Annotated in this window: 24 protein-coding genes; 9 read left to right on the forward strand and 15 right to left on the reverse strand. The window is 66.0% G+C overall.

Annotated elements, in window-relative coordinates; genetic code table 11:
* Positions 1-10: 10 nt before the first annotated feature.
* Together NG698_RS14870 and NG698_RS14875 are read right to left on the reverse strand one after the other, a co-directional pair.
* Complete coding sequence (locus tag NG698_RS14870) at positions 11-271, reverse strand: hypothetical protein (RefSeq protein WP_252610747.1); 261 nt, start codon at positions 269-271, stop codon at positions 11-13.
* A 71-nt stretch (positions 272-342) separates the two neighbouring features.
* Complete coding sequence (locus NG698_RS14875; RefSeq protein ID WP_252600642.1) at positions 343-552, reverse strand: hypothetical protein; 210 nt, start codon at positions 550-552, stop codon at positions 343-345.
* 491 nt (positions 553-1,043) lie between these two features.
* Between NG698_RS14875 and NG698_RS14880 the strand changes: the two genes are divergently transcribed.
* Positions 1,044-2,642 carry an MFS transporter gene (locus tag NG698_RS14880; protein WP_252600644.1) on the forward strand — a complete coding sequence of 533 codons (1,599 nt, stop codon included), beginning with the start codon at positions 1,044-1,046 and terminating at the stop codon, positions 2,640-2,642.
* Between the two features lie 250 nt (positions 2,643-2,892).
* Positions 2,893-3,960 (forward strand): FUSC family protein, encoded by a 1,068-nt coding sequence (locus NG698_RS14885; RefSeq protein ID WP_252610786.1) that lies wholly within the window; start codon positions 2,893-2,895, stop codon positions 3,958-3,960.
* Here the strand turns inward: NG698_RS14885 and NG698_RS14890 are convergent.
* Entirely contained in the window at positions 3,926-4,693 is a 768-nt protein-coding gene (locus tag NG698_RS14890; protein ID WP_252610749.1) for an SDR family NAD(P)-dependent oxidoreductase, read from the reverse strand. The genes NG698_RS14885 and NG698_RS14890 overlap by 35 nt on opposite strands.
* Positions 4,694-4,711: 18 nt before the next feature.
* Positions 4,712-5,095: a VOC family protein gene (locus tag NG698_RS14895; protein ID WP_252610751.1), complete on the reverse strand. Its 384-nt coding sequence runs from the start codon at positions 5,093-5,095 to the stop codon at positions 4,712-4,714.
* A gap of 213 nt (positions 5,096-5,308) precedes the next feature.
* On the opposite strand from NG698_RS14895, the gene NG698_RS14900 reads away from it, so the two are divergent.
* Together NG698_RS14900 and NG698_RS14905 are read left to right on the forward strand one after the other, a co-directional pair.
* Positions 5,309-5,728, forward strand: coding sequence for a YciI family protein (locus NG698_RS14900; RefSeq protein WP_056347932.1), 420 nt, complete (start codon positions 5,309-5,311; stop codon positions 5,726-5,728).
* A gap of 33 nt (positions 5,729-5,761) precedes the next feature.
* Complete coding sequence (locus NG698_RS14905) at positions 5,762-7,009, forward strand: RNA polymerase sigma factor (protein WP_252610753.1); 1,248 nt, start codon at positions 5,762-5,764, stop codon at positions 7,007-7,009.
* Between the two features lie 164 nt (positions 7,010-7,173).
* Here NG698_RS14905 and NG698_RS14910 read toward each other — a convergent pair whose 3' ends face one another.
* The 11 genes from NG698_RS14910 to NG698_RS14960 all read right to left on the reverse strand — a co-directional run bounded on the left by NG698_RS14910 (position 7,174) and on the right by NG698_RS14960 (position 20,095).
* On the reverse strand, positions 7,174-9,048 hold the full coding sequence (locus NG698_RS14910; RefSeq protein WP_374210096.1) for an IucA/IucC family protein: 1,875 nt from the start codon (positions 9,046-9,048) through the stop codon (positions 7,174-7,176).
* Entirely contained in the window at positions 9,045-9,638 is a 594-nt protein-coding gene (locus NG698_RS14915) for a GNAT family N-acetyltransferase (RefSeq protein WP_252600651.1), read from the reverse strand. The genes NG698_RS14910 and NG698_RS14915 overlap by 4 nt, the downstream gene beginning before the upstream one ends.
* Entirely contained in the window at positions 9,635-11,005 is a 1,371-nt protein-coding gene (locus tag NG698_RS14920; RefSeq protein ID WP_252610755.1) for a lysine N(6)-hydroxylase/L-ornithine N(5)-oxygenase family protein, read from the reverse strand. Before NG698_RS14920 ends, NG698_RS14915 begins: the two co-directional genes overlap by 4 nt.
* Positions 11,002-12,657, reverse strand: a complete 1,656-nt coding sequence (locus NG698_RS14925) for a pyridoxal phosphate-dependent decarboxylase family protein (RefSeq protein ID WP_252610790.1) — start codon at positions 12,655-12,657, stop codon at positions 11,002-11,004. Before NG698_RS14925 ends, NG698_RS14920 begins: the two co-directional genes overlap by 4 nt.
* 328 nt (positions 12,658-12,985) lie before the next feature.
* Positions 12,986-13,318: a GNAT family N-acetyltransferase gene (locus NG698_RS14930; RefSeq protein WP_252600653.1), complete on the reverse strand. Its 333-nt coding sequence runs from the start codon at positions 13,316-13,318 to the stop codon at positions 12,986-12,988.
* Positions 13,315-14,673, reverse strand: a complete 1,359-nt coding sequence (locus NG698_RS14935; RefSeq protein WP_252600654.1) for an acyltransferase family protein — start codon at positions 14,671-14,673, stop codon at positions 13,315-13,317. The genes NG698_RS14930 and NG698_RS14935 overlap by 4 nt, the downstream gene beginning before the upstream one ends.
* A 134-nt stretch (positions 14,674-14,807) precedes the next feature.
* Complete coding sequence (locus NG698_RS14940) at positions 14,808-15,170, reverse strand: DUF1304 domain-containing protein (protein ID WP_252610757.1); 363 nt, start codon at positions 15,168-15,170, stop codon at positions 14,808-14,810.
* Between the two features lie 36 nt (positions 15,171-15,206).
* Positions 15,207-16,058, reverse strand: a complete 852-nt coding sequence (locus NG698_RS14945; protein WP_252610759.1) for a class II fructose-bisphosphate aldolase — start codon at positions 16,056-16,058, stop codon at positions 15,207-15,209.
* Positions 16,058-17,524: a GntP family transporter gene (locus NG698_RS14950; protein WP_252610761.1), complete on the reverse strand. Its 1,467-nt coding sequence runs from the start codon at positions 17,522-17,524 to the stop codon at positions 16,058-16,060. Before NG698_RS14950 ends, NG698_RS14945 begins: the two co-directional genes overlap by 1 nt.
* A 159-nt stretch (positions 17,525-17,683) precedes the next feature.
* A complete protein-coding gene (locus NG698_RS14955) occupies positions 17,684-18,583 on the reverse strand; it encodes an NAD(P)-dependent oxidoreductase (RefSeq protein WP_248763110.1) in 900 nt (299 codons plus the stop codon).
* A gap of 27 nt (positions 18,584-18,610) precedes the next feature.
* Positions 18,611-20,095 (reverse strand): four-carbon acid sugar kinase family protein, encoded by a 1,485-nt coding sequence (locus tag NG698_RS14960; RefSeq protein ID WP_252610763.1) that lies wholly within the window; start codon positions 20,093-20,095, stop codon positions 18,611-18,613.
* A gap of 143 nt (positions 20,096-20,238) precedes the next feature.
* On the opposite strand from NG698_RS14960, the gene NG698_RS14965 reads away from it, so the two are divergent.
* The 5 genes from NG698_RS14965 (at position 20,239) to NG698_RS14985 (ending at position 24,432) form a co-directional block, all read left to right on the forward strand.
* The gene (locus tag NG698_RS14965) at positions 20,239-20,943 is read left to right on the forward strand and encodes a FadR/GntR family transcriptional regulator (RefSeq protein WP_252610765.1); all 705 of its coding nucleotides are present in this window, start codon (positions 20,239-20,241) and stop codon (positions 20,941-20,943) included.
* A 105-nt stretch (positions 20,944-21,048) separates the two neighbouring features.
* Positions 21,049-21,258 carry a dodecin gene (locus NG698_RS14970; RefSeq protein WP_252600661.1) on the forward strand — a complete coding sequence of 70 codons (210 nt, stop codon included), beginning with the start codon at positions 21,049-21,051 and terminating at the stop codon, positions 21,256-21,258.
* 253 nt (positions 21,259-21,511) lie between these two features.
* On the forward strand, positions 21,512-22,333 hold the full coding sequence (locus NG698_RS14975; protein WP_252600662.1) for an aldo/keto reductase: 822 nt from the start codon (positions 21,512-21,514) through the stop codon (positions 22,331-22,333).
* A 90-nt stretch (positions 22,334-22,423) separates the two neighbouring features.
* Positions 22,424-23,395 carry an aldo/keto reductase gene (locus tag NG698_RS14980; RefSeq protein ID WP_252610767.1) on the forward strand — a complete coding sequence of 324 codons (972 nt, stop codon included), beginning with the start codon at positions 22,424-22,426 and terminating at the stop codon, positions 23,393-23,395.
* Positions 23,389-24,432, forward strand: a complete 1,044-nt coding sequence (locus tag NG698_RS14985; RefSeq protein WP_252610769.1) for an SDR family oxidoreductase — start codon at positions 23,389-23,391, stop codon at positions 24,430-24,432. The genes NG698_RS14980 and NG698_RS14985 overlap by 7 nt, the downstream gene beginning before the upstream one ends.
* Positions 24,433-24,452 lie beyond the last annotated feature (20 nt).

Consider the following 24,452-nt stretch of genomic DNA (forward strand, 5'->3'; position numbering starts at 1 on the left):
GAGGGTGTTCCTAGGACGAGTGCGGCATCTGCGGGCGGCCGGTACGGTGCACGGCCGTGACTGCAGCCTCATGGCCCGCCCGGCCATGGTCTGAACCCTGCTCCTTGGGGTGCCGGTGCTTGCCGTTGCCGTCCGGCCAGTGGTGTTCGCCGGCCATCGCCGCAGTCACCGCAAGGGTGGCCGGGTCCGGCATGGACGGGGTGTCCATGGCTGCCGCGAGATGGTCCGCGACCTCCGGTTCGATCCTTGCTTCAGCATGTTTTTCAGCCATTTTTTCTTCCTTCCGCAATGAAATGAAGTGTTTACCAATGGTAGGTCTGGCGTGCTGTCCGGGCGCTGGATTTACCAGCGGACCTTCTTCTCTGCCGGGCCCTGCTTGCCGCTGACATGGGTGGGCTTGTGGTTCTTGCCGACGCTCTGCAGCCCGGCGTCGCCGCCCCTGGATTTGCTGGCCAGCATGGCCCGCTGCGCTTCGGTCAGCCCGGCCCGGATGCCCTTGGCTTCGGCATCGTCCTGCGCGGATTCGGGCTGGCTGGGAGTGTTTTCAGTCATTTGGTGGAACCTTTCTGAGGAGAATCAGTGTGTCTGACGAGATCAGCATGGACGGGGCCGGTGGTACCAGGCCGCAGGCGTCCGCCTACTCAAAAATCAGTGTTCCCATGAATCAACAATAGGCAGTTTCAGGCTCGGTTGTGAACCCCCGGTTTCCGGCCTGTACATGGGGCCGAGTGGCGGCCGGGAACTGGTGCCCGAACGGCCGTGGCGGCTGTCACTTTTCCCCGGGTTTCAGGGGAAAATGGCGCAAAAAAGGGGTCGTGAACAAAAAGATTCCGTAACGATGGGCCCCAACCGCCCGAATCCCAATGATGACGGGGCGAGAGCAGCCAAAAGAAATCCCTGAAAACCGGTGGAAACCCTCTCTAAGGAAGGCACTTTACGGTATAAAACTCTCATTTGCCATGGAATCCGCGTAAAATTGAAAGCCTGCCCAGAGCGGGGCAGCTACAAGTCGCAAGCAAATGACCTCCATAGGAGTCGCCCAAATGCCCACAGACCGAAGCACGACCGACTCTTCAGCAGGCGTGAACAACGCCAGCCGACCCAACGATGCAGTACCAAATAGCGCACTGCCAAGTGCGCGTAAACCGAAGATCCTTGCGCGTCGCCGGCTCAAAGAGTCCGACGTGAATGTTGTAAACCAGCCCATGCTGAAAAAAGCGCTCGGCGGAACCATCGTGGGTAACACCATGGAGTGGTTCGACGTCGGCGTATTCGGCTACCTGATCACCACCATGGGACCTGTCTTCCTTCCCGAGGCCGACAAGTCCGTCCAGACGCTGTTCCTGCTTGGAACGTTCGCTGCCACCTTCATTGCCCGTCCACTCGGCGGTGTTGTGTTCGGCTGGCTCGGCGACAAGATCGGGCGGCAAAAGGTCCTCGCCGCAACACTGATGATTATGGCTGCCAGTACGTTCGCCGTCGGGCTGTTGCCCGGGTACGCCCAGATCGGCATCTGGGCCGCTGCGCTGCTGGTAATCCTGAAGCTTGTACAGGGCTTCTCCACCGGCGGTGAATACGCAGGCGCCACCACGTTCGTGAGCGAATACGCCCCGGATAAGCGCCGTGGATTCTTTGCAAGCTTCCTGGACATGGGCAGCTACCTCGGCTTTGCCCTGGGTGCGGCGCTGGTTTCTGTCCTGCAGCTGACCCTTGGCCAGACAGCCATGGAGGAATGGGGCTGGCGCATACCCTTCCTCATTGCAGGCCCGCTGGGCCTCATCGCCATCTACTTCCGGAACAAGATCGAGGAATCCCCTCAGTTTCAGGCCACCCTGGATGCCCAGGAATCCATCGGGCAGGCCGCCGCAGCAGCTGACGTGGACGCCGCCAAGAGTCCGGTCGGAATCGTTAAGGCCTATTGGCGCTCGCTCATCGTGGCCATGATCCTTGTGGCCGCTGCCAACACCGCCGGGTACGCCTTGACGTCCTACATGCCGACGTACCTCACGGAGTCCAAGGGCTACGATCCCGTCCACGGCACACTGCTGACCATCCCCGTGCTGGTCATCATGGCCTTGTGCATCCCGCTGACGGGCAAGCTGTCCGATCGCATCGGCCGCCGGCCGGTCCTCTGGATCGGCGCCATCAGCACCGTGGTGCTGGCTACGCCGGCGTTCCTGCTGATCGGCGTCGGTGACGTCTGGTCCACGCTGGCAGGCCTCTCGCTGATCGCGTTCCCAGTCACGTTCTATGTTGCGAACCTCGCCTCGGCATTGCCCGCACAGTTCCCGACAGCCAACAGGTACAGCGCCATGGGTATCGCCTACAACTTCGCAGTTGCCATCTTCGGCGGCACCACGCCGTTCATCGTGGCCGCGCTGATCACGGCGACCGGCGATGACATGATGCCGGCCTACTACCTCATGGCGACCTCAGCCTTCGGGGTTGTGGCCATCTACTTCCTGAAGGAATCAGCCAAGCGTCCGCTGCCCGGCTCCATGCCCAGCGTGGACACCCAGGCAGAGGCCAAGGAACTCGTGGCCACCCAGGATGAGAACCCGCTGATCGACCTGGCCGACATGCCGTTCGAATCCCAGGACGTCACCGATGCCGCGGCCATTAAGGTTCCGGCCGGAGTCTAGGCACCACAGTCTAAGCACCGCAACAACAAACCGGCCTGACCGGGCCGTCTTGTAGCCCGCGCTCAAAGGCCCGTCCCGCGCGCTTTCCTTGGGGGAAGCACGCAGGGCGGGCCTTAGCCGTGCCCGGCGCCGCCCTTCCGGCCATACCAACGCGACGCCCTGTGACCCAGCTAATGGCCAGCATTCCGGGCTTCTGCTAATTTTCGAACAAGGGCTTGAAGAATAGGTGGTGTTGGCTGTGCGCAGAGTCATGGCCCATGCCCGCACGCTGCACGCCCTGGGCCCGGCGAACAACGACCGGCTCTCGGCCGTTCGGGTTGCCCTCAGCGTGGCAGTGCCCTCCCTGGTACTCCTGGCCATCGGCCGTCCCGAGCTGACGATGTACGCAGTGTTCGGTGCCCTGACCGGCATGTACGGACGCTCGGAATCCCACCAGCTTCGACTCAAGCACCAGGCGCAGGCGGCAGTGGTCCTGATCAGCGGCATCACGGTGGGCGTGTTCCTGTCCGTCAACCACCTCCACTCCTGGTGGCTGGTGCTCGTGGAGGCCGTGCTGGCCGGTGCCGGTTCCCTTTTCTCCGACAAAGTGCGGCTCAGGCCGAATGGACCGTTCTTCGGCATCCTGGCACTCGGGGCCTGCGCCTCGGTCCCGACGAGCGTGCCGTTCCTGACGGCCGTGCTGATCGGTGCGGCCTCGGCCGCGTTCTCGATCGTGGTGGGCTTCGCAGGCTGGCTGCGGGTCCGGGCCTGGGAGGCGGGCGCCGTGCGTGATGTTCCGCGTCCCAGCAGTGAACTCCGGCAGGCCGCGCTGGTCCACGCCGCCCGCTATGTCCTGGCCGTCGGTGCCGCCGGAACCTGCGGCGTCCTGAGCGGCAGCGGCCACCCGCACTGGGCCATGGCCGCGGCCGCCGTCCCGCTCGCGGGGGCCGACCTGCCCAGCCGCGTCCACCGCGGGATCCACCGCATCGTGGGGACGTTCGTCGGTTTGGCGTTGGTCGCCGTCGTACTCTTTCCTGGGCCGTTGTCCCCGCTGCAGTATTTCCCCGGCCACACTGCCGCCGTGCTGGCGCTGCTGGTGGTCGCATTCCAGTTCCCCACCGAACTCTTCATGGCGCGGCACTACGGCTGGGCCATGGTCTTCTTCACGCCGGTGATCCTGCTCATGACGCAGCTTGCCGCGCCCGTGGACCCGGGTCTCCTGGTCACCGAACGCGCGGTGGAGACTTTTGTGGGCGCCGTGATCGGCATCGCCGTGGTGGTCGCCATCCGCGCACCGCGGAGGGCTACTGCTTCGGACGCCGCGGCGGTCCGGACGTAAACCGCGCCGGCAGCACACGCGAGATGGCGGCCACCAGTTTGTAGCGTTTGGTGGGGATCGAAACGCCCTTGCCGCGGGCGTTGTCAGCCAGGCCGTCCCGGACCACCCAGTCCGCCCGCAGCCACATCCAGTGCGGGGCGACCGACTTTTCCATGCCCATGCGGTCATGGAATTCGGTGTGCGTGAATCCCGGGCACAGTGCCGTGACGTGCACGCCTCTCGGTCCGTAGGCCAGGTTGGCCCAGCGGCTGAAGATGACCTGCCAGGCTTTCGCAGCCGAGTAGCTGCCGCGGTTGGCGAAAGCCGACACGCTGGCCACGTTGATGATCCTGCCGGAGCGCCGCTCCAGCATCCCCTGCAGCGCAGCATGGCAGAGCTCCATGGGGGTCTGCACGTGCAGGCGAAGGTGTCTTTTCTCGTCCTCCAGGGAATTTTTTTCGAACGAGTGCAGCAGCCCGATCCCCGCATTGTTCACCAGGACCTCAACCGGCCGCGCCGCGTCCGTGAGGCGCCCGACGACGGCGGCCACACCGGCGTCGTCCGTCAGGTCGGCGGGCAGCACCTCAGTGGAAACGCTGTAATCACGCTCGAGTTCGTCAGCGATCTGCTGGAGCCGGGCGGCGTCGCGGGCCACGAGCACCATGTGGTGGCCTTCCTGCGCGAGCTGGCGGGCGAACTCCGCTCCCAGCCCTGCGGTTGCCCCTGTTACGAGCGCGGTGGTGGGTGTCTCCATGCGCCCAGACTAGCCGTGTTACGGCGCCGGCGGCTGGTGCAGGCCGAAGGTTGAGCCCTGATCGTCCTTGCAGAGCTTGAATCTTCCGTACTCCGCCGGGTCCTCGTCACCCAGTTCCGCGCTGTCCGCCGAGCCGCCAAGTTCACGCACCCGGGCCAGGGCGGCATCCATGTCGTCCACCCGGAAGAACAGGTAGGGCACCGCGCCCTTGTCGCCGCCGTGCAGCCCGCCGGGGATGCCGGGGGTGCCGGGGGTGCCGGGGGTGCCGGGGGTGCCGATTATGGACCCGCCCTCATCGGACGGTCCAGGGCTGAAGTCCCAGCCGAAGAGCGCGCCGTAGAACGCCCTGCCCCGTTCGGGATCTTCGACTCCGATTTCAAAGAACGCTGGTTCGCCGGCCATGGCTTCTCCTTTTCAGGTGGAGTCAGATGGGTCGAGTGGGGTCCATCGGACGAAACCACCGTAAACCCGCACAGCACCCCGGTCGAGAGTCAGCGGGCCCGCTCAGGAACTTGGAAAAAAGGTCTTTGGTTTGTGTCGATCCGGCCTCGCGCCGTTCGACCTATGGATGAGAAGGTCGAAGGGCGACCTTCCACAACCAAGGAGAAGATTGAGATGGCCAAGTACATGCTGATCATGCGGGAAACCGACGAGTCCCTCGCGAAGTTCACGGACGTCGACTTCGACGAGGCGATGAACGCCATGGGCAAGTTCAATGACGAACTGATCCGCGCCGGCGTCCTGCTGGCGGCCGAGGGCCTGGAGGATCCGAAGGAGGGCGTTGTGGTCGACTTCACCGGCGAAACACCGGTGGTCACAGACGGCCCCTACGGAGAAACCAAGGAACTGTTCGGCGGCTTCTACATCCTCGATGTGGCCTCGAAGCAGGAAGCCATCGAGTGGGCGAAGCGGGCGCCGCTCACGGCCGGCCGCAAGACCGAAATCCGCCGCGTGCCCACCATCGACGAGTTCCCGCAGGACAACGAATGGATCCAGAAGGAACGCGCCTGGCGCGAGCAGACCGGGCAGCTGTGACCGGGCAGCTCTGACCGACACATCTGACCGTTTATGAGCGGTGCTGAGGCGCGGGGCGCCGTCGAGGCGGTGTGGCGGATGGAGTCTGCCCGCATCGTCGGCGCCCTGGCCCGCTATACAGGCGACTTCCCGCTGGCCGAGGATCTCGCCCAGGAGGCACTCGCCGAAGCACTCGTCTCCTGGTCCGTCAACGGGATACCCGCCGAACCCGCCGGCTGGCTCCTCACCACAGGCCGCCGTCGTGCGATTGATACGTTCCGCCGGCGGGCGGCACGGGACGAAAAGTACGCCCTGCTGGCCAGCGACCTCGCGGCGGAGGAGCCAGGAGCGGACACCTTGTTCGACCCCGATGCGATCGACGACGACGTGCTCGCCCTGATGTTCATCTCCTGCCATCCGGTGCTGGCCAAGGAAGCCCGGATCGCGTTGACGCTACGCGTAGTGGGCGGCCTGGGCAGCGACGAGATTGCCAAGGCTTTCCTGGTCCCGGTGGCGACGATCCAGGCACGCATCACCCGTGCCAAGAAGACGCTGGCCGCCGCGCAGGTGCCTTTCGCGGTGCCTGAGCCGCACGAGCGGGCTGAACGTCTTAGCTCGGTGCTCAACGTCATCTACCTGATCTTCACGGAGGGCTCGTTTGCCTCGGGCGGCGCGGAATGGATCCGCACGGACCTGGCCGGCGAAGCCCGCCGACTGGCCCGTGTACTGGTGCGCATCTCGCCGGAGCCCGAGGTGTTCGGGCTGATTGCGCTGATGGAACTCACCGCCGCGCGGTTCCCGGCCCGGCTCGATGCGTCGGGCCGCCCGGTGCTTCTGGAAGACCAGGACCGACGGCGGTGGGACCAGGCCGCGATCCTGCGCGGACGTGCGGCGCTGGCCCGGGCCACGGGATCCGGACGCGGGTTGGGTGCGTACGGTCTCCAGGCTTCCATCGCTGAGTGCCACGCCGTGGCTCATTCGGTTGCCGAGACGGACTGGCAGCGGATCGTCATCCTCTACGAAGCCCTCGGCCGGCTGGCCCCTTCCCCCGTCGTCGAACTCAACCGTGCGGTCGCCGTCGCGATGGCCTCCGGCCCGGCGGACGGACTGGAGCTGGTGGAGGCCATGGCCGCACGGGGAGAACTGGCGGGCTCGCACCTGCTTCCCGCGGTCCGTGGCGAGATGCTCACCCGGCTCGGCAGGTGTGACGACGCACGGTCCGCACTCCTGCAGGCCATGGCGCTGTGCGGAAACGCCGCCGAGCGCGCGGTGCTGCAGCGCAAGGTGGACGAGCTCAGCTGACCCCGGGGTGGGCCGCGGTCCAGCACCGAGCGCGAACGGACACTTAAGCCTCCGCCCGCCCCGCCGCCGGATTCTGCTCCATCATTCCTGCAAGCCCCGGGACCGGGCCCGGAATCACCGGCCCACCTGGCCGAAGCCTGCGAATGATAGAGCAGAATCCGACGCTACGCGAACCTGGCGAGCGGGTTGGCGAGCCGGCCGGCCATCTGCAACCCGCCTGACGGGTCGGTGAGGTCAAGCATCTGCTGGTTGTTCCGCAGCTGCAGCCGGTTAAGGCACGACAGTTCAAAGTCAGGGGCGAACAGGTCGTGGCGGGCGAACTGGTCCGCGAGCTCCGGGTGTTCAGCCTGGTACTCCTGGATGACCCGCGCGGCCGTGCACCAGAACTCCTCCTCGCTGAGTTTCCCGTCCTCCACCAGCAGGGCACCGAGGAAGCGGAAGATGCAGTCGAACACATCCGTAAAGATGGCCAGCACCTTTTCGCCGTCAGGGATATCAACCTGGATCCTCGATACCTCCTCGGGCAGGTCCAGCCGGCGCCCCATCACCACGATTTCCTCGGCGATGTCCTTCATCACCGCACGGACGGGCACACCGTTATCCAGCACCAGGATCACGTTCTCGCCATGCGGCATAAAGGCGAGTTCGTACCGGTAGAGGCAGTGGACCAACGGGACGAGGTAGGCCTCGAAGTAGCGGCGCAGCCATTCGGCAGGCTCCAGTCCGGAGCGCTCAATCAGGGCAGACACCATCGGTTTGCCGGTCGAATCGACGTGCAGCAGGGACGCCATGGTGGCAAGCTGCTGGCCGTCCTCCAGCAGCGGGAGCGGACTTTCCCTCCACAGCGCGGACAGCATCTTCTGGTACGGCGAGCCCTTGGCGGACGCGGCCTCGTAGTAGCCGTTGTGGTAGCCGATGGCCGCGATCTCGCTGATCATGGCCAGGCCGCGTTTCTGCAGGGCTTCGTCTGATCGGATCAGGTCCTGCAGCCAGTCGTTGATGGCGGGGGTTGCCTTCATGTACTGCGGCGAGAGTCCCCGCATAAAGCCCATGTTCAGGACGGACATCGCCGTCTTGACGTAGCTCTTGGCGGGCGCGGCCGTGTTGAAGAACGTGCGGATGGACTGCTGGGCCTGGTAACTGTTGGCACCGGTCCCCAGATGGATGATGTGCTGCTGGGCGATTTCGGCAGCGAACGTGACGGTGAGCTTGTTCTCCCACTGCCACGGATGCACCGGCATCAGGAAGTACTGGGCGGGGTCCACGCCCTGCGCCGCGAAGTCGCTGTCAAAGGACTGCAGCGCGGCGGCGCCGAGCTCGGCCTCCAGGTGGGCGCGGTAGTCCAGTCCGGCGCTGGCGGTGAAGACAGCCTTGCTGCGGTGCACCCCGATCCATTCCAGGCGGACGGAGGCTCCGGTCTCCGGCGCGAACGCCCGGTAGTCACTGATGCCAAACCCCAGCCTGCCGTTGTTGGCCACGAAACACGGGTGGCCCTCCGTCATGCTGCGTTCGATGGCCTGGAAGTCGGCGGCGGGGTCCGTGCCGCCGGTGACTCCTGCCGCGAGTTCCTCGGCGGACGGCTGTCCCAGCCACTGCTTGTAGGAGTGGCCGGCCAGGGTGCTGCTGATCTCTTCAAGGTAGACCGGGAGCATCTCCTCGCGGATGCCCAGGGTGTCCCTGAACTCGGTGATGAAACGCAGGGCGTCCGGTGCGGCGTCCTCGCCGCTGCGTGTGCAGTGGATCGAAGCGGCGTCCACCGACCAGTGCTCCAGCTCAAGCACGCGGGCCGTGAACGAGTACGCCGTGAGGCCGTCGTCGCTGCGGACCACGTACACCGCGGGCTCCTCCGGACCCGTGGCACCGCTGCCGGAGCCCAGGCGCTGCGGCTCCAGGATGCGTTCGTGCAGGAATTCCGCGAGCGCCTTGCGGACCAGGTGGCGGTTGGCCGCCGCCCAGCGTTCGGGTGCGAGGTGGGGAACAGTGTTGGCGGTGCTGTCCGATATTTCGACGACGGCGGGGTCCAGCTCGATGATGGTCACAGTGATTCTCCCTGATGGATCGGGACGGAAAGGTCATGGGAAGGGACTCGGGGGTGGCCCAGCGCTGCGCGGGCGGCGAGGTGGTCCTGGCGTGTGCAGAAGCTGAGCAGCGCTTCCTTGTCCGGCAGGGTGACAACCTCCGCCGGCTGGAAGCCCAGCCGCTCGTTGAGCACATGGATCTTGGAGTTCTTGGCGTCTGGTTCAACCACCACGCGTTCCACTCCCGGTTTTTCGAACAACCGCTCCAGCACGGCATCCATCACCGCGGCGGTGTACCCCGGTTGGGGGTCTCCCGACGGCGGCGCCACCAGCAGGTGCATGCCAATGTCGCCCTCCTGCACGGCATAGATCGCGGCCAGCGGCGAGGCGGCCGGCAGGTATTCCTCCATCAGGAAGGCGGGGACGCCGTCGTCGTTGATCCCCAGCAAGGCGTGGTGATGCCCCGTTGCCTGGATTCTCGAGTATTCCTCCACAACCCCGTCAACTGTGGCGGACAGCATCCCCCAGAACGACGCGTACGGCTGTGTGACCCAGCTGTGGAGGAGTGGTGCATCGGTAGCGGCGTCAACACAGCGGAACGAGAAGCTCATGCCGACACCCATGCTTTTCCTGTTGAGAGCGCTTCGGCAGGTTCGGGCAGGCCATTCGGCGCGCCGAACTGCTGGAACGCGATGCTGCGCTCCACCGGGTAGACCTCGCGGCCGGTGATCTCGCGCAGGATGCACGAGTTGCGGTAGGCGGCCATGCCGAGGTCCGGGGTGACAAAGCCGTGCGTGTGCAGCTCGGCGTTCTGGACGAAAATTTCGCCGGGTTCGACGCCGGTGCTGTAGTTGCGTGCCACGGCGAACCGGCCGGCGGAGTCCCTGGCAATCCGGTCCTGGATTCCGGCCAGGAAGTCCGGCTCCCGGTAGGTGTAGCCGGTGGCCAGGACCACGGCTTCGCTGTCCAGCACATAGTCCGAGCCCTGCTCCTCGTGCCGGAGCTGCAGGGTGTGGGAACCGGTGGCCTGATCCCAGGCGGCGCCGGTGAGCGACGAATGGGTGAGGAGCTGGGTGTCCACCATGCCGGAGAGGCTCTTGGCGTACAGGAGGTCGTAGATGGCGTCGATCAGCTCGGAGTTGATGCCTTTGTACAGGTTCTTCTGGCTCTTGATGAGGCCGTCGCGCTGGTCCTGCGGCAGCCCGTGGAAGTAGTCCACGTACTCCGGCGAGGTCATCTCCAGGGTGAGCTTGGTGTACTCCAGCGGGAAGAACCGCCCGGACCGGGTGACCCAGTTCAGCTGGTAGCCATAGGTGTCGATGTCCTGCAGGAGCTCGTAATAGATTTCCGCGGCGCTCTGGCCGCTGCCCACGATGGTGATGCTCCGCTTGGCCTGCAGCTCACTCTTCCGCGACAGGTAATCGGCGTTGTGGAGGACAAGTCCCCCGCCGCCATCAGCGGCCGCGTCGACTATTCCGTCACAGGACGCCGGCACGTACGGCGAGGTGCCCGTGCCCAGCACCAGCCGCCGCGCCAGCAGCACCTCAGGCCCGTCCGGACCTTCCATTGAAAGGCGGTATACGCCGGCGTCGTACGTTAGATCCAGCACAGCCGTGCTAAAACGGACGGACCGCAGCTGGCCGGCCACCCACTGGCAGTACTGGTTGTACTCGGCGCGCAGCGGATAGAAGTTTTCGCGGATATAGAAGCGGTAGAGGCGCCCGGTCTGCTTGAGGAAATTCAGGAACGAATACGGCGACGTGGGGTCGGCCAGCGACACCAGGTCCGCCATGAACGGCACCTGCAGGTGGGCCGGCTCCAGCATCATGCCCGGGTGCCAGTCGAAGGATTCCCGTTGCTCCAGGAAGACGCCATCCAGCCCGTCCACCGGCTCGCTGAGGGCGGCGAGGCCAAGATTGAAGGGCCCGACGCCGATGCCGGCGAATTCGAAAATGCGCGGTTCGGTGGAGGTGCTCATGCGGACACCTCGCTGGTGCTGTTGTTGGTGTTGGCGCCGGACAGCAGCTGCACGCCGGTGCTGCGCAGCAGCTCGATGATCTCGCTGATGTCCTCCAGGGTTGCTTCGGCGTTGAGGAGGGTGAACTTCAGGTAGTGCCGGCCGGCCACCTTGGTGCCAGCTACGACGGCCTGCCCGGACGCGAAAACGGCCGCACGGATGGCCGGGTTGAGGGTGTCGGCCGCATCCTCGGAAAGCCGGCCGTGAGCGTCGGTGAGGCCGACATCGGCAAAACCGGCGCCGGTAAGGGCAGCAGCGCCGGACAAAGCACCGGAAACCCGGGGCCGGTACCGGAAGACCAGCGTGCTGAGCTGCGGAGCGGCGGCGAGCTCAAAGTCGTCGTCGGCGGCCAGCACTGATCCCACCCGGGCTGCGAGATCGATTGCTTCATCAAACAGGGCGCCGATCGCATCCGCGCCCATGATGCGCAGGGTCAGCCACAGCTTGAGCGCGTCAAAGCGCCGGGTGGTCTGGATGCTTTTGTCCACCTGGTTGGGGATCTCGGCCAGGGCGGCGCTTTCCGGGTTCAGGTAGTCCGCGTAGTAGGTGACGTGCTGGAGCATGGCGCGGTCGCGGACCAGCAGGGCGCTGGAGCTAACGGGCTGGAAGAACGTTTTGTGGAAGTCCACGGTGACGGAGTCGGCCAGGCGGGTCCCGTCCAGCAGGTGGCGGTAGCGGTTCGAAACCATCAGCCCGCCGCCGTAAGCCGCGTCAATGTGGAACCAGGCACCGTAGGCGCGGGCCAGGGCCGCGAGGTCGGCGAGCGGGTCCACCGCACCGAAGTCGGTGGTCCCGGCGGTGGCCACAACCGCCATCGGCACCAGCCCGGCGTCGTGCACTTCCGCCATGGCCTCGGCGAGCGCGGCCGGGTCCATCTTGTGGTCCGCGGCGCATGGGACGGAGATGACGGCGTCGAAGCCCATGCCCAGCATGGACGCGGACTTCTGGATGCTGAAGTGGCTGGCTGCTGAGGTGAAAATCCGGAGCTTTTCCAGCAGCGCGGGCAGCCGGAGTCCGGCGTTGGCCGGCTCCTGCCGCAGCCCGGCGACGGCGTGGTTGCGCGCGATCAGCAGCGCCTGCAGGTTGGACTGGCTGCCGCCGGAGGTGAACACGCCGTCGGCTGCCGCCCCCAGCTGCAGCCGTTCGGCGGTCCAGTCGATGAGCCGGCGTTCGATCATGGTGGCCCCGGCGCTCTGGTCCCAGGTGTCCATCGAGGAGTTCACCGCGGACAGGATGGCCTCCCCCACCAGCGCCGGGATCACCACCGGGCAGTTCAGGTGGGCCGCGTACTTCGCATCGTGGAAGTAGATGGCGTCCCGGAGGTACACGGTCTCCAGCTCTTCCAGGGCCGCGGCGGTGTCCGGGAGCGGCTGGTCCAGGTCAACGGCGCCGATACGCGCCTTCATTTCGGCGGGCCCGACGCCGGTAAAAGGCCGGGTGGTGCGGTCGATTTTGGTGGCCACGGCGTTGACTCCCTGCAGCACCTGCGCCACGTACCGGGTGGAGTTCCTGGTGTTGAACAGATGGTTGGTGGCAGCGAGGGCCAGCTCCACGCGGGAGCCGAAATCCTGCCCCTGCAGGGTTTCGCCCTCCCGATTTTCATCCACGTACATCTCATCAACACGGGGCAGCAGCGGCACAGTGGTCATCCTTAGTTCGACGTTGGGGTTGTCTTTAGCAAGGTAAGCCTTACTTAGGTGAACCTTTTCGTCAAACTTTAGTGACTTATTTATCTTAAGCCGCGGGATACGGGCGTTCTTCAGGTCGCGGGCGCTTCATTGACTGGCCCCGATCGCGAATCGGGTGCAAAATACTCCGCGCGAACGGACACTTGAGGCCCTCCGGAGGGAGTTTCCGGGGGCTTAAATGACCGTTCGCGCTGGTTCGAGGGGCTTAAATGACCGTTCGCGCTGGTTCGAGGGGCTTAAATGACCGTTCGCGCTAGTTGTCCGGCCAGTCGATGTGCTGTTCGTAGCCCCCCTCATGGGCGCGGAGGTAGCTGGAAATGAACGGGCAATGCGGGATGATGCGCTTACCCGAAGCCACCACGTCGTCGAGCGCGAAGTGAGCCAAGACCTTGCCCAGTCCCTGGCCCTTGAAATCCTCAGCGGTGTCGGTGTGGAGGAAATCCACGTGTCCGGGCAGGTCCCGGAAGAAGGACTGGACGGCGATCTTTCCGCCCACCCGCAGCTCGTAGCGGTGGTGCACGTCATCCCTGGACAGCGAGACGTCGGGGCTGAACTTGTCCTCTGTGGAAATCATGTTCTCAGTCATGGTTCGACATTGGCACTACTTGGCCCCGCTGGCAATGGCCCGTCACTCTGGCTGCCGGCGTGGTCCACCCGTTCGGCACCGACATCGCCGGGGACACGTTCGGGCATCCGGCCCAGCAGCAGGACGGCCAACACAAAGCATGCTGCACCGCCTCCGAGCAGGCCCAGCGTCAGGCCGTTGAGGGCAGCGTCCGCCACCGGAATGAAGACGACGACGGCGGCCGTCACCACCGCGGCGGCGGGCCGGCCGCGGGTGTGGACGGACGCCGTCGGACGTTCCTCAAGGTGGCCGAACGCGGCCAGTACCGGGAGCAGCAGGGCGACAACCCCCAGGAGGACGAGCGGCCGCGCCCACCACCATTCGGCGGTGCCTGCCGCGGGCTTGGGGAAGTCGGTGAGGAGCAGGAGCCCGGACATGGCCGCGAGCAACGGCAGGTGCCACAGGTACACGGTCATGGAGCGGCGGCCGGCAACCATGACCACCGCGCGGATCCAGCGCACGCCGGAAACCCAGCCGAGCCCCGGCCGGAAGAGCTGGAGCGCGGCAGCCTGGGACACGCCCAGGAGCAGCAGGCAGAGGTTGGGCGGGTTGAGGTTGACCAGCATGTTTCCGGAGTAGAGACCCAGGCCAGTGACCAGCCCGAGCACCAGGTTGGCTGCCAGGATGAGCCCCACCAGGCCGGAGCGCGTGAGCCTGGCGAAGTGCCCGTCGGCCACCAGGAAACCAAGCTGCTGCACGGCGCACCACAGGAAAACAAGATTTGCGTAGGCGAGGATGGGCAGGGCTCCGCGGAAGCAGTCGATGGCCACCACGAGGGCCGCCAGGACCGCAACGGTCAGCCAGGGCGCGCGCTCATGGAACCGGGCCAGGAGCGGGATGTTGAGCTGGGCGGCCAGGTATGCGGCCAGGAACCACAGGGGCATGCCGGCCCCGGTGGCCATCAACTGAACCACCTGGGGGTCCACGCCGAGCAGGAGCGCCGCCGAAAAGCCCAGGAACATCACCGCCAGGAGTGCCGCCGCCGGGCGGACCAGCCGCAGCAGCCGGGCCTGGGCAAACTCGACGCCCGTACCGCCGCGGGCTCTCAGCCGCTGCCAGGACTGGAGGCCGGTGGTGCCGCCGGTCACGAAGAACAGCGGCATCACCATGAAAATCCAGATCACGGGCTCGAACCACGGCTGATCGCCCAGCGTATTTTTGGAGGTCACGGTGCCGTCCCCTTGCAGGACGGGGCTGACCATCATGCAGTGGCCCACCACCACCAGGGCCAGGCAGACGAACCGGACAAGGTCGATCACGAGGTCGCGCCGGACCGCCTGGTCACTGTGCGGGGCTGGCCCCTTCACACCACTCACGTGCAGTCCCTACAAGCGCCGATGCTGTTGTTGACTCAATTGTCCGCCCGCGATGCGCTCCCGGCCAGAACGGGTGCTCCCGGCCAGAAACGGGCACAACGTCGCCTCAGCAGTGGTCGCCTCAGAAGCGTCAGTCAGCCAGCAACGGCCAGCAACCCCAGCACGACGGCGAGCAACGGCGTCGTGCCCTGCAGAACCGCGGCGAGCAGCATGGAGCCGCAGCAGCTGAAGATCAGCGTCCAGCCCACCACGTGCTGCGCGGAAGCGTCGGGGCCAAGCGCCACGCAGCCCACCCCGATGATCGCGCCGATGGCCAGGAACAGGTTGTAGAAGCCCTGGTTGTAGGCGAGGGGTTTGGTGGTCTCGGCGTCGGCCTGGGAGGCGAGGCCGAAGCGCTTCCACGTGGCCGGCGTGGTCCAGGTGAAGGATTCCATGGTGAAGATGTACACATGGAGCGCCGCGGCGAGGAAGGCAAAAAGCAGGGAGGCCAGGATCATGTGCTGATCCTAGCCTCCCCACAACTCAGACGAGCGTCAGCGGGTGAGCATGCCCAACGCCGACGTGGCGAATTCCCTGGCCGAGGTGTTCCAGCGGCCCAGCAAGCCCTGGAGGTTCTCGCCGTCGGCCCGGTGCGCCGGCAGCTGTTCCTGGAGCGCGGACAGCACGCCGGTGCGGAGCTCGGTATTGAAGTTCACTTTGCCCACGTTCATCGCGGCGGCCTTGACCAGCTCCCCCACCGGAATGCCGGACGCGCCGTGGAGCACCAGCGGGATGTGGGTCCGCACGGCAATGTCCTGCAGGACGTCCCAGCGCAGCTGCGGCTCGCCCTTGTACTTGCCGTGGACGTTGCCCACCGCAACAGCCAGGAGTTCCGCGCCGGTCCGGGCCACAAAGTCCTCCACCTGGGCAGAGTCCGTCAGGCCGGCCACTGCCACACCGGCTTCGTCGGCACCGAAGGCGCGGTCCTCGTCGCCGGCCAGGCCGCCGAGTTCCGCTTCAAGCACGACGCCGGCTCCCAGCACAGAGCGTGCCTCACGGACCAGCGCAATGTTGTCCTCATACGGAAGGGACGAGCCGTCCGCGAGGACCGAATCCGCCCCCGCGGCGACGGCGTCGGCCATCACTTTGAGGTCCGTCGCGTGGTCCAGCTGGACCACCACCGGAACGGATGCGGCGTCTGCCAGCCCGCGGAGCGCGGCGATCAGCCGGAGGCCGTTGGACGTGCCAGCCGTTTTGGGGGCCACCAGCAGGATGACCCCGCGGCCCGCGTCCTCGGCAGCGCCCACAACAGCCAGCGCTGTGGTGAAGTCGTAGCAGGTGAAGGCGGGAACGGCCGAGCCCTGCTGGAGGGCGGCGGTGACCAGGTGGTCGAGTCGGGTGCGCATCAGACGCTCAGGCCTCCCACGAGGATCCAGGCCACGTAGGTCAGGATGAAGCCGGCCACGCCGAGGACGGTGGTGAGGACGGTCCAGGTCTTGAGGCCGTCCGAGACGGTGAGGCCGTAGTAGCGCACCACGGTCCAGAAGCCGGCGTCGGTCACGTGGGACAGGCCCAGCGAGCCGAAGCCGATGGCGATGACGATGACGGCGATCTGGGCCGGCGAGTAGCCGCCTTCCATCACGGCGGAGGTCAGCAGGCCGGTGGTGGTGACGATGGCGACGGTTGCCGAACCCTGGGCTGCACGCAGGGCCAGGGAGATCACGAAGCCGAGCACAATGACCGGCAGGCCCAGGTGGTCCAGCGTCTGGGACAGTGCGGCACCGATGCCGGAGGTCCGCAGGACCTCACCGAACACGCCGCCGGCCGCGACAACCATCAGGATGGACGCGATGGGAGGCAGGGCGCCTTCGAAGATCTCGCCGGTTTCCTTCAGGGACCAGTTGCGGCGGACCGCCAGCAGGAAGAAGGACAGGGCAACGGCCACCAGGAGGGCGAAGAATGGGTTGCCGATGAAGGCAGCCAGGCCGTACCAGGAGTTGTCCTTGGGGATGGTGAGTGTGCCCAGGGTGCCGATGAGGATCTGCACGATCGGCGCGGCGATGAGGAAGATGATCAGGGCCGGACGCGGCGGGGCGATGCCTACGGCGCCCGGGCCTTGGTGGCCGACCTTGACCAGGGAGTCGGAACCGAATTCGTCCACCTGGGCCTTGACGCCGGGGAGGAGCTCGTACTCCTTGCGGTTCATGATGCTGGCAACCCAATAGGACAGGAATCCGAGAGGGACGCAGATGAGCAGCGAGATCAGCGTGATGAGCCCGATGTCGGCGCCGAACACTCCGGCGCCTGCCACGATGCCCGGGTGCGGCGGCACGGCGACGTGGATGGAGAGCATAATGCCGGCCATCGGCAGGCCGAACTTGACCGGGTGCACGTTGGCGATCTTCGCAAAGGCGTAGACGATCGGGACGAGCACAATGATGCCCACCTCGAAGAACACGGGGATGGCCACCAGGAAGCCGACGGCGGTGAGCGCCACCGCTACGCGCTTGGCGCCAAGCTTCCCGGTGAAGTGCGCGGCCAGCGACTGGACGCCGCCGGAAACCTCGATCATCCGGCCCAGGACGGCGCCGAGCGCGATCAGCAGGGCCACCTTGCCCATGGTTCCGCCCACACCGGTGGCGACGACGGTGAAGACGTCCTTCAGCGGGATCTGCGAGGCCACGGCCACGGCCACGCTTACGGTCAGCAGGGCCACAAAGGCCTGGATCTTGAATCGGATGATCATCACCAGCAGGACGGCGATGCCGATCGCCGCGATGGTGAGGAGCAGCGGAGTACCCAGCTCCACCGCGGGTTTGATGGCGGGGGCGTCGGCCGCCCGCACCATCAGCGAGTTAGTCAGGGGGTTCATTGCGGTGTCTCCTTCGACAAGCCAGTCTTCCAGAAGACGGGCTGGCGGGCGCTGTTTCTTGTGCTTTGTGAACGCTGGAAGATACGACGACGGCGGAGGGGGGACCGCCGTCGTCGTACGTTTTTTGGGGGCGCTTTAGCGGTGGTGAAGTGGTGGTGCCTAGGCGGTGCGCTTGGTGGGCGCGACAACCTTGATGACTGCGGAATCGTCGGCGGCGGCGAGGCCCTGGGCCTGGCCCAGGAGGTACAGCTGCTCGGCGGCGGCGGCAACGGGGGCTGCCAGGCCGGCGGCGCGGGTGGCCTTGCCCACGATGCCCATGTCCTTGACGAAGATGTCCAGGCGGGACAGAACCTCTGCGCCTTCCTCGGTGTAGGCCTCGAGGATGCGCGGGCCGCGGTTGGAAAGCATAAACGAACCTGCCGCGCCGGCTTCGAGGGCTGCGAGGGTCTTGGCCTGGTCCAGGCCGAGCGCGTCGGCGAGGGCCATGGCCTCGGCGGCGGCCGCGATATGGATGCCGCAGAGGAGCTGGTTGACGGTCTTGAGGGCCTGGCCGTCGCCGGGCTTGTCGCCCACCACGGTGAGCGTGGAGGCCAGCAGTTCGAGGGCAGGGCGGGCCTTCTCCTGGGCCTCGGGGGAAGCGCCGACGACGATCAGCAGGTCGCCTTCACCGGCGCGCTTGGGGCCGCCGGACAGCGGCGCGTCCACGAGCTCAACGCCGTATTCGGCGAGGCGTGCCACGGTGGCGGGGATGGCTTCGGTGCCCACCGTGCTGCCGAGGATGACGACGGCACCCGGCTCGAGTACGGAGGCCACGCCGTTCTCGCCGAAGAGGACGTCGTTGAGCTGCTCGCCGTTGCGGACCGCGAGGAGCAGTGCATCGGCGCCCTTGGAGGCTTCCCTGGCGGAGGCGAAGGTGCGGATGCCGGCTTCTTCGGCGAGCTTCAGGCGCGGCTCGGCGATGTCGAAGCCGTGAACGGTGAGCTCGCTGGCCAGCCGGGTGGCCATGGGCAGGCCCATGGCGCCGAGGCCCAGGACGGTGATGGTGTAGTTGCTGGTCATGGTGTTCTTCCTTGAATACTGGCGGGATTAGAAGGTGCTGCTGAGCTTGCGGGTGACGTCGGCGAGGGACTGGTCGTCGCCCACGTTGCCGGCGAACACGATGTACGGGATGCCCTTGGCGGGGCCGTCCACCGGCTCCCAGAGCGAGACGATGCCCGGCAGCATGGGACCGCGGACAATGGCGTGGCGGATTTCCAGGCCGTGGGCGGCGACGTCGGAGGACGTGATGCCGCCCTTGGCGATGACGAACCGCGGCGGGAAGGTTTTGAGGGTCCGGTTCACCACGGCGACGACGGCGGCGGACACCGTGCGCGCGATCCGCAGGCTCGCTGCGGCGTCGTCGGTCTTGATCAACAGGCGGCTGGTGTGGACGATGACGTCTCCCCCGTGGAGCGCCTCCACGACGGTGTCAACGGTCTGGTCGAGGTGTGCCGCCCCGGCGTCGCTGAGCAGCTTCTCGACGTCAATCTCCACAATGCGCGCTGCGCCGTGCTGTTCGGTGAGGGCCTTGAGCTGGCGGGTGGTGACGCCCACGTGGGAGCCCACCACGATCAGGCCGCCGGCCTCGGACGGGTTGTTGCCGGCGTAGGCTTCAGCGCCGGTGAGCGCGGTGCGGATCTCCTGGCCAATGCGGGCACGGACGAACGGCGGCCCCACGCGGTACAGGAGCTTCTTGCCGCGGCGTTCGGCTTCTTCCAGGCCCAGGGACAGGGCGCGGAGATCGTTTTCGGTGACAATGTCAGCGACGATCGGCGTGGAGTTGGTGGCAGGCTCGATGGCGTCGGCGATGGCCTCGGCGGTGATCTGCGGATCGGCAGAGGCGCGGATGATGTTCAGGTCCAGGACAATCACGGATTCGGCGGCGAAGCGGCCCTGTGACTTCTCTTCCACGTATTTGGTCATGTCCGAGTTGGCGAAGCCGAAGCTGGCGTCCTTGGCGAATTCGGTCTCGGCCACGGGGGTGAGCTTGCCGGCGTCGTCCCCGGTGCCGCGCATGTAGTGCACGCCGCCGATGGTCACGCGGCCGGCATCGGGGAATGCCGGAACCAGCACAACGCCGTCGGTGGCTTCTCCGCTGACGTCAGCAACAGTGGCCGCAATGACGTCGGGCTCCAGCGGGTAGTGGCCACGGAGGGTGGAGTCGCTGCGGCTCACGAACCCCAGCCGCAGGCTGGAACCGGCACTGGCATCTGCGGAACCGGCGGCGGCCAGTGCGTTGCGGACCACTTCCTCGTTGCGGGCTGCGGCTTCTGCGGGGTCCAGGCTGCGGGTGTTGGTCAGCACGTACACGGCGGGCTTCGCCTGGCCAAAGGCCCAGATGAAGTCCTCCACTTCCCAGCGGGTAAGCACGGGCAGATCCGCAACGGACTGCGTTCCGGTGGGGTCGTCGTCGAGCACTACGAGCATCCGGGGGGTCTCCGCGCTGGACGCGGCGACGGCGTCGGCAACCAGGCGGGCGGGAATCCGGACTTCGGCCGGGAAGGCGGCCAGGATGTCTGCTTCAAGCGTCACAGTGCACTCCGTTGTGTGGAAATCTAAGTATCGAGGTAACTGTAAGATGTCTGACATCTAACATTTCAAATAGTGTGGCACAGGACATAGAAACGCGCAAGTAGACTTGTCAGACATATCTGGCGACGCCGCAAGGGGGACATATGGCACGGAAATCACTGGTGGGCGTTGTTGCCGACGAACTCCTGGACCGGATCATTGCCGGGGACTTTCCACCCGGATCCAGCGTGCCCGGCGAGCTGGAACTCAGCGCCAGGCACGAGGTGAGCCGGATGACGGTGCGCGAGGCCATGAAAACCCTGGAAGCGCAGCGGATCCTCAGCGTGGAACGCGGCCGCGGCACGTTCGTTAACCCGTTGAACCGTTGGGCTTCGCTGGAAGCTGTCCTGCGCGCCGCGTCAGAGGGACAGAACGAAGCCGCCGCCTCCGTGCAGCTCATTGAACTGCGCCGAATGCTCGAAACCGGGGCGTGCGAACTCGCGGCGGCACGGATCAGCGACGCCGACATCCAGACGCTGTTCGGCCATGTGGCGGCGATGCGGGCCGCCCATGAGGTCAACGACATTGCCGCCTTCGTGGAGGCTGATCTGGCATTCCACGACCTGATCCTGCGCGCCTCGGAGAACGTTTTTGTGGCGGTCCTTTTCGCGCCGCTGCACCGGGTTCTGGAAAAGCGTCGGGCCGAAACATCGGCCGTGCCTACCATCCAGGAGCACGCCATCGGGCACCACCAGAACATTGCCGAGGCGCTGGAATCGCGCGATCCGAGCCGGTCGCGGGAAGCCATGGACCTGCACATGCAGCAGACCCTGGATGACCTCAAGACCCTGGTCCTCGAAGCTCCCTGACCAGCGTCCACTCCGTAGTATTGGGTCTGGCCACGCCTGAGAAGTGCCACTAGTGTTCAAGGACGGCCCGCAACCGGGAATCGAAGGCGATCACGAGGAGCGAAGTTGTCCAACCACACGTACAGCATTACTGAAATTGTCGGCACCTCCGAAGAAGGCGTGGACGCGGCCGTCCGGAACGGGATCACCGAGGCCGCAAAGACCCTGCGCAACCTTGACTGGTTCGAGGTCAAGGAAATCCGGGGCCACCTCGAAGACGGCAAGGTTGCCGACTGGCAGGTGCGGATCAAGCTCGGTTTCCGGCACGAAGGCTGACCCTTCCAAGGTCTGAACAGTGATGGCCGCGTCCTTTGGGCGCGGCCATCACTGTTCAGCCATTCGGCACGGCCCTGCCAGGCACTTCCTACAACGAAGGTAGGACTGCCGGTCCTAGGAAAAACAGGGACACGGTCAAGGACTGACTATCGGCGCGAAAGTGCATAGGCTCGTACCGGAGCAGTTCCCGAAAGCGGTTTCCTGCCGGACATCCCGAGCCAGGAACCATCCTTCAGCAGTACGAGGAGTACCCATGTCAGAAATCTCGCTGAACAACGGCGTCACTATCCCCCAGCTCGGCTTCGGCGTTTTCCAGGTTCCGCCGGAAGACACCCAGCGGATCGTTGAGGATGCCCTGGCAGCCGGCTACCGCCACATCGACACCGCGGCCGGATACCGCAACGAAGCAGGTGTGGGCGCTGCCATCGCAGCCTCGGGTATTCCGCGCGAGGAAATCTTCGTGACCACCAAGCTCCGCAACGGCGATCAGGGCCGGGCCTGGGACGCATTCCAGGACACCCGCGAGGCGCTGGGTCTTGACTTCGTGGACCTCTACCTCATCCACTGGCCGGTCCCGTCACAGGGCCTCTACGTCCAGGCTTGGAAGGAACTGGAGGCCCTGTATGCCGCCAAGGCGATCCGTGCCATCGGCGTCTCGAACTTCCTCTCCGACCACCTGGACACCCTGCTCGAGTCCGCGGACGTCGTACCCGCCGTGAACCAGATTGAACTGCACCCCAGCTACCAGCAGGTCAAACTAGCCGCCAAAAGCCGTGCCCTCGGGATTGCGGTGGAGGCCTACAGCCCGCTGGGCCAGGGTGGGGACCTCAACGGAAACGCCGTCACCGCCGTTGCGAAGGCACACGACGCCACCACGGCGCAGGTGGTCCTGGCCTGGCACCTGGCCGCCGGCACCATCGTCATCCCCAAGTCGGTTAACCCGTCCCGTATCCGCGAAAACTTCGCGGCCGCTTCCCTGACCTTGACCAACGACGAGCTCGCCTCCATCACCGCCCTTGAGCGGGGCGCGCGCATCGGTTCCGATCCCGCCGTCGCCGCTTTCACACAGCTGTAGCCAACGCTGACCGAGCCTGCCGGCACCGATTCCGGAAGGCTCGGTCACCGCGTTCCGCCACGTCCAACCACCAGCGAAGGATCCCTCCGTATGCAGTACACGCACCTGGGCCGTTCGGGCCTGAAAGTTTCCCGGCTTTGCCTGGGCACCATGAACTTCGGCCCGCACACCGACGAGGCTGACGCGCACCGCATCATGGATTCCGCCCTGGACGCCGGCATTAACTTCTTCGACACAGCCAACGTCTATGGCGGCAGCGGGCACCGGGGCTGGACCGAGGAAATCATTGGCCGCTGGTTCGCGAAGGGCGGCGAGCGGCGCGAACGGACCGTCCTGGCTACAAAGCTGTACGGCACCATGACTGACCGCCCCAACGAGTCCAAGCTGTCCGCGCTGAACATCCGGCGCGCCCTGGACGCCAGCCTGAAGCGCCTCCAGACGGACTACATCGACGTGTACCAGTTCCATCACATTGACAGGGACACGCCCTGGGACGAGATCTGGCAGGCCATCGAAGTGGCCGTCCAGCAGGGCAAGATCCTCTACTCGGGCAGCAGCAACTTCGCGGGCTGGCACATCGCCCAGGCACAGGAAGCCGCCCGCCGCCGGAACTACACCGGGCTGGTCAGCGAGCAGTCCATCTACAACCTGTTCCGCCGCGAGGTGGAGCTGGAGGTCATCCCCGCCGCACAGCAGTACGGCCTGGGCCTGATCCCGTGGTCGCCGCTCCAGGGCGGGCTGCTGGGCGGCGTCCTGAAGAAGGAACGCGCGGGCGTCCGGCGCACCGAAGGGCGCGCCGCAGAAACGCTCAAGCAGCACCGGGACCAGATCCAGCAGTTCGAGGATCTCGCGGACGGGCTGGGGCACGAACCCGGCGACATCGCGCTCGCGTGGCTGCTTCACCAGCCTGCTGTCACCGCACCGATCGTGGGGCCGCGCACGCAGGAACAGCTTGACGCCGGCATCCGGGCGTTGGAGGTCACGCTCGACGCCGACGCGCTCAAGCGGCTCGACGACATCTTCCCGGGCCACCGGCCGGCACCGGAAGACTACGCATGGTGAAGCCATTGGATTCCGCGGCCGACACCGTGGCACCACGGAGCATCCTCTTCCTGGGCGGCACCGGGGTAATCAGCGCCGCAGCGGCGGAACGCGCCGTCGTACTGGGACACCGGGTGACCATCCTCAACCGCGGCCAATCAGGCAAGCCGGTACCGGACGGCGCGGAGGTCCTGCACGCGGACATCCGCGACCAGGACGCTGTGCGGGCGGTGCTGCAGGGCAGGGAGTTCGACGCCGTTGCGGACTTTATTGCCTTCACTCCAGATCAGGCGCGCTCCGGCATGGAACTGTTCCGGGGCCGGACCGGCCAGTACGTGTTCATCAGCACCGCGTCGGCCTACCAGAAGCCGCCCACCCGGCTGCCGATCCTGGAATCCACTCCGCTGAAAAATCCGTTCTGGCAGTATTCACGAGACAAGATCGCGTGCGAGGACCTCTTGTTCGAGGCGTACCGGGCAGATGATTTTCCGGTCACCGTGGTGCGTCCCTCACATACGTACGACCGCACGAGGGTGGGCCTGGTGGGCGGCTGGACAGACATCCACCGGATGCGCACCGGTCAGCCCATCATGGTGCACGGCGATGGCACCTCGCTCTGGACCGTGACGCACGCCAGGGACTTCGCGAAAGCCTTCGTGGGACTGCTCGGCAGGCCGCAGGCGGTGGGCGAGAGCTACACCATCACGTCGGATGAGTACCTGCCCTGGAACCAGATCTACGGCCTGTTTGCGCGGGCGGCCGGGGTTGCCGAACCCGAGTTGGTCCACATATCTTCGGAAACCATCGCCGCGCACGGCGCCGGACATAGCCCCCATCTGGGTCCAAGCCTCCTGGGCGACCGCGCCCACTCGGTGGTGTTCGACAACGCCAAGATCAAAGCCCTGGTGCCTGGCTTTGCCGCTACCATCCCGTTCGCGGACGGGACCCGGGAGATCGTTGACTGGCATGACAGCCACCCGGAACTTCAGGTGGTGGACCAGTCGTTTATGGATCTGAGTGATCGGCTGATCAAGTGGGCGCGAAGGGCCGCGGACTGACGGCGCGGCCCCGGCCATGC

Origin of the sequence: Pseudarthrobacter raffinosi (genome assembly GCF_023913735.1) — a bacterium.
Taxonomy (GTDB): domain Bacteria; phylum Actinomycetota; class Actinomycetes; order Actinomycetales; family Micrococcaceae; genus Arthrobacter; species Arthrobacter raffinosi.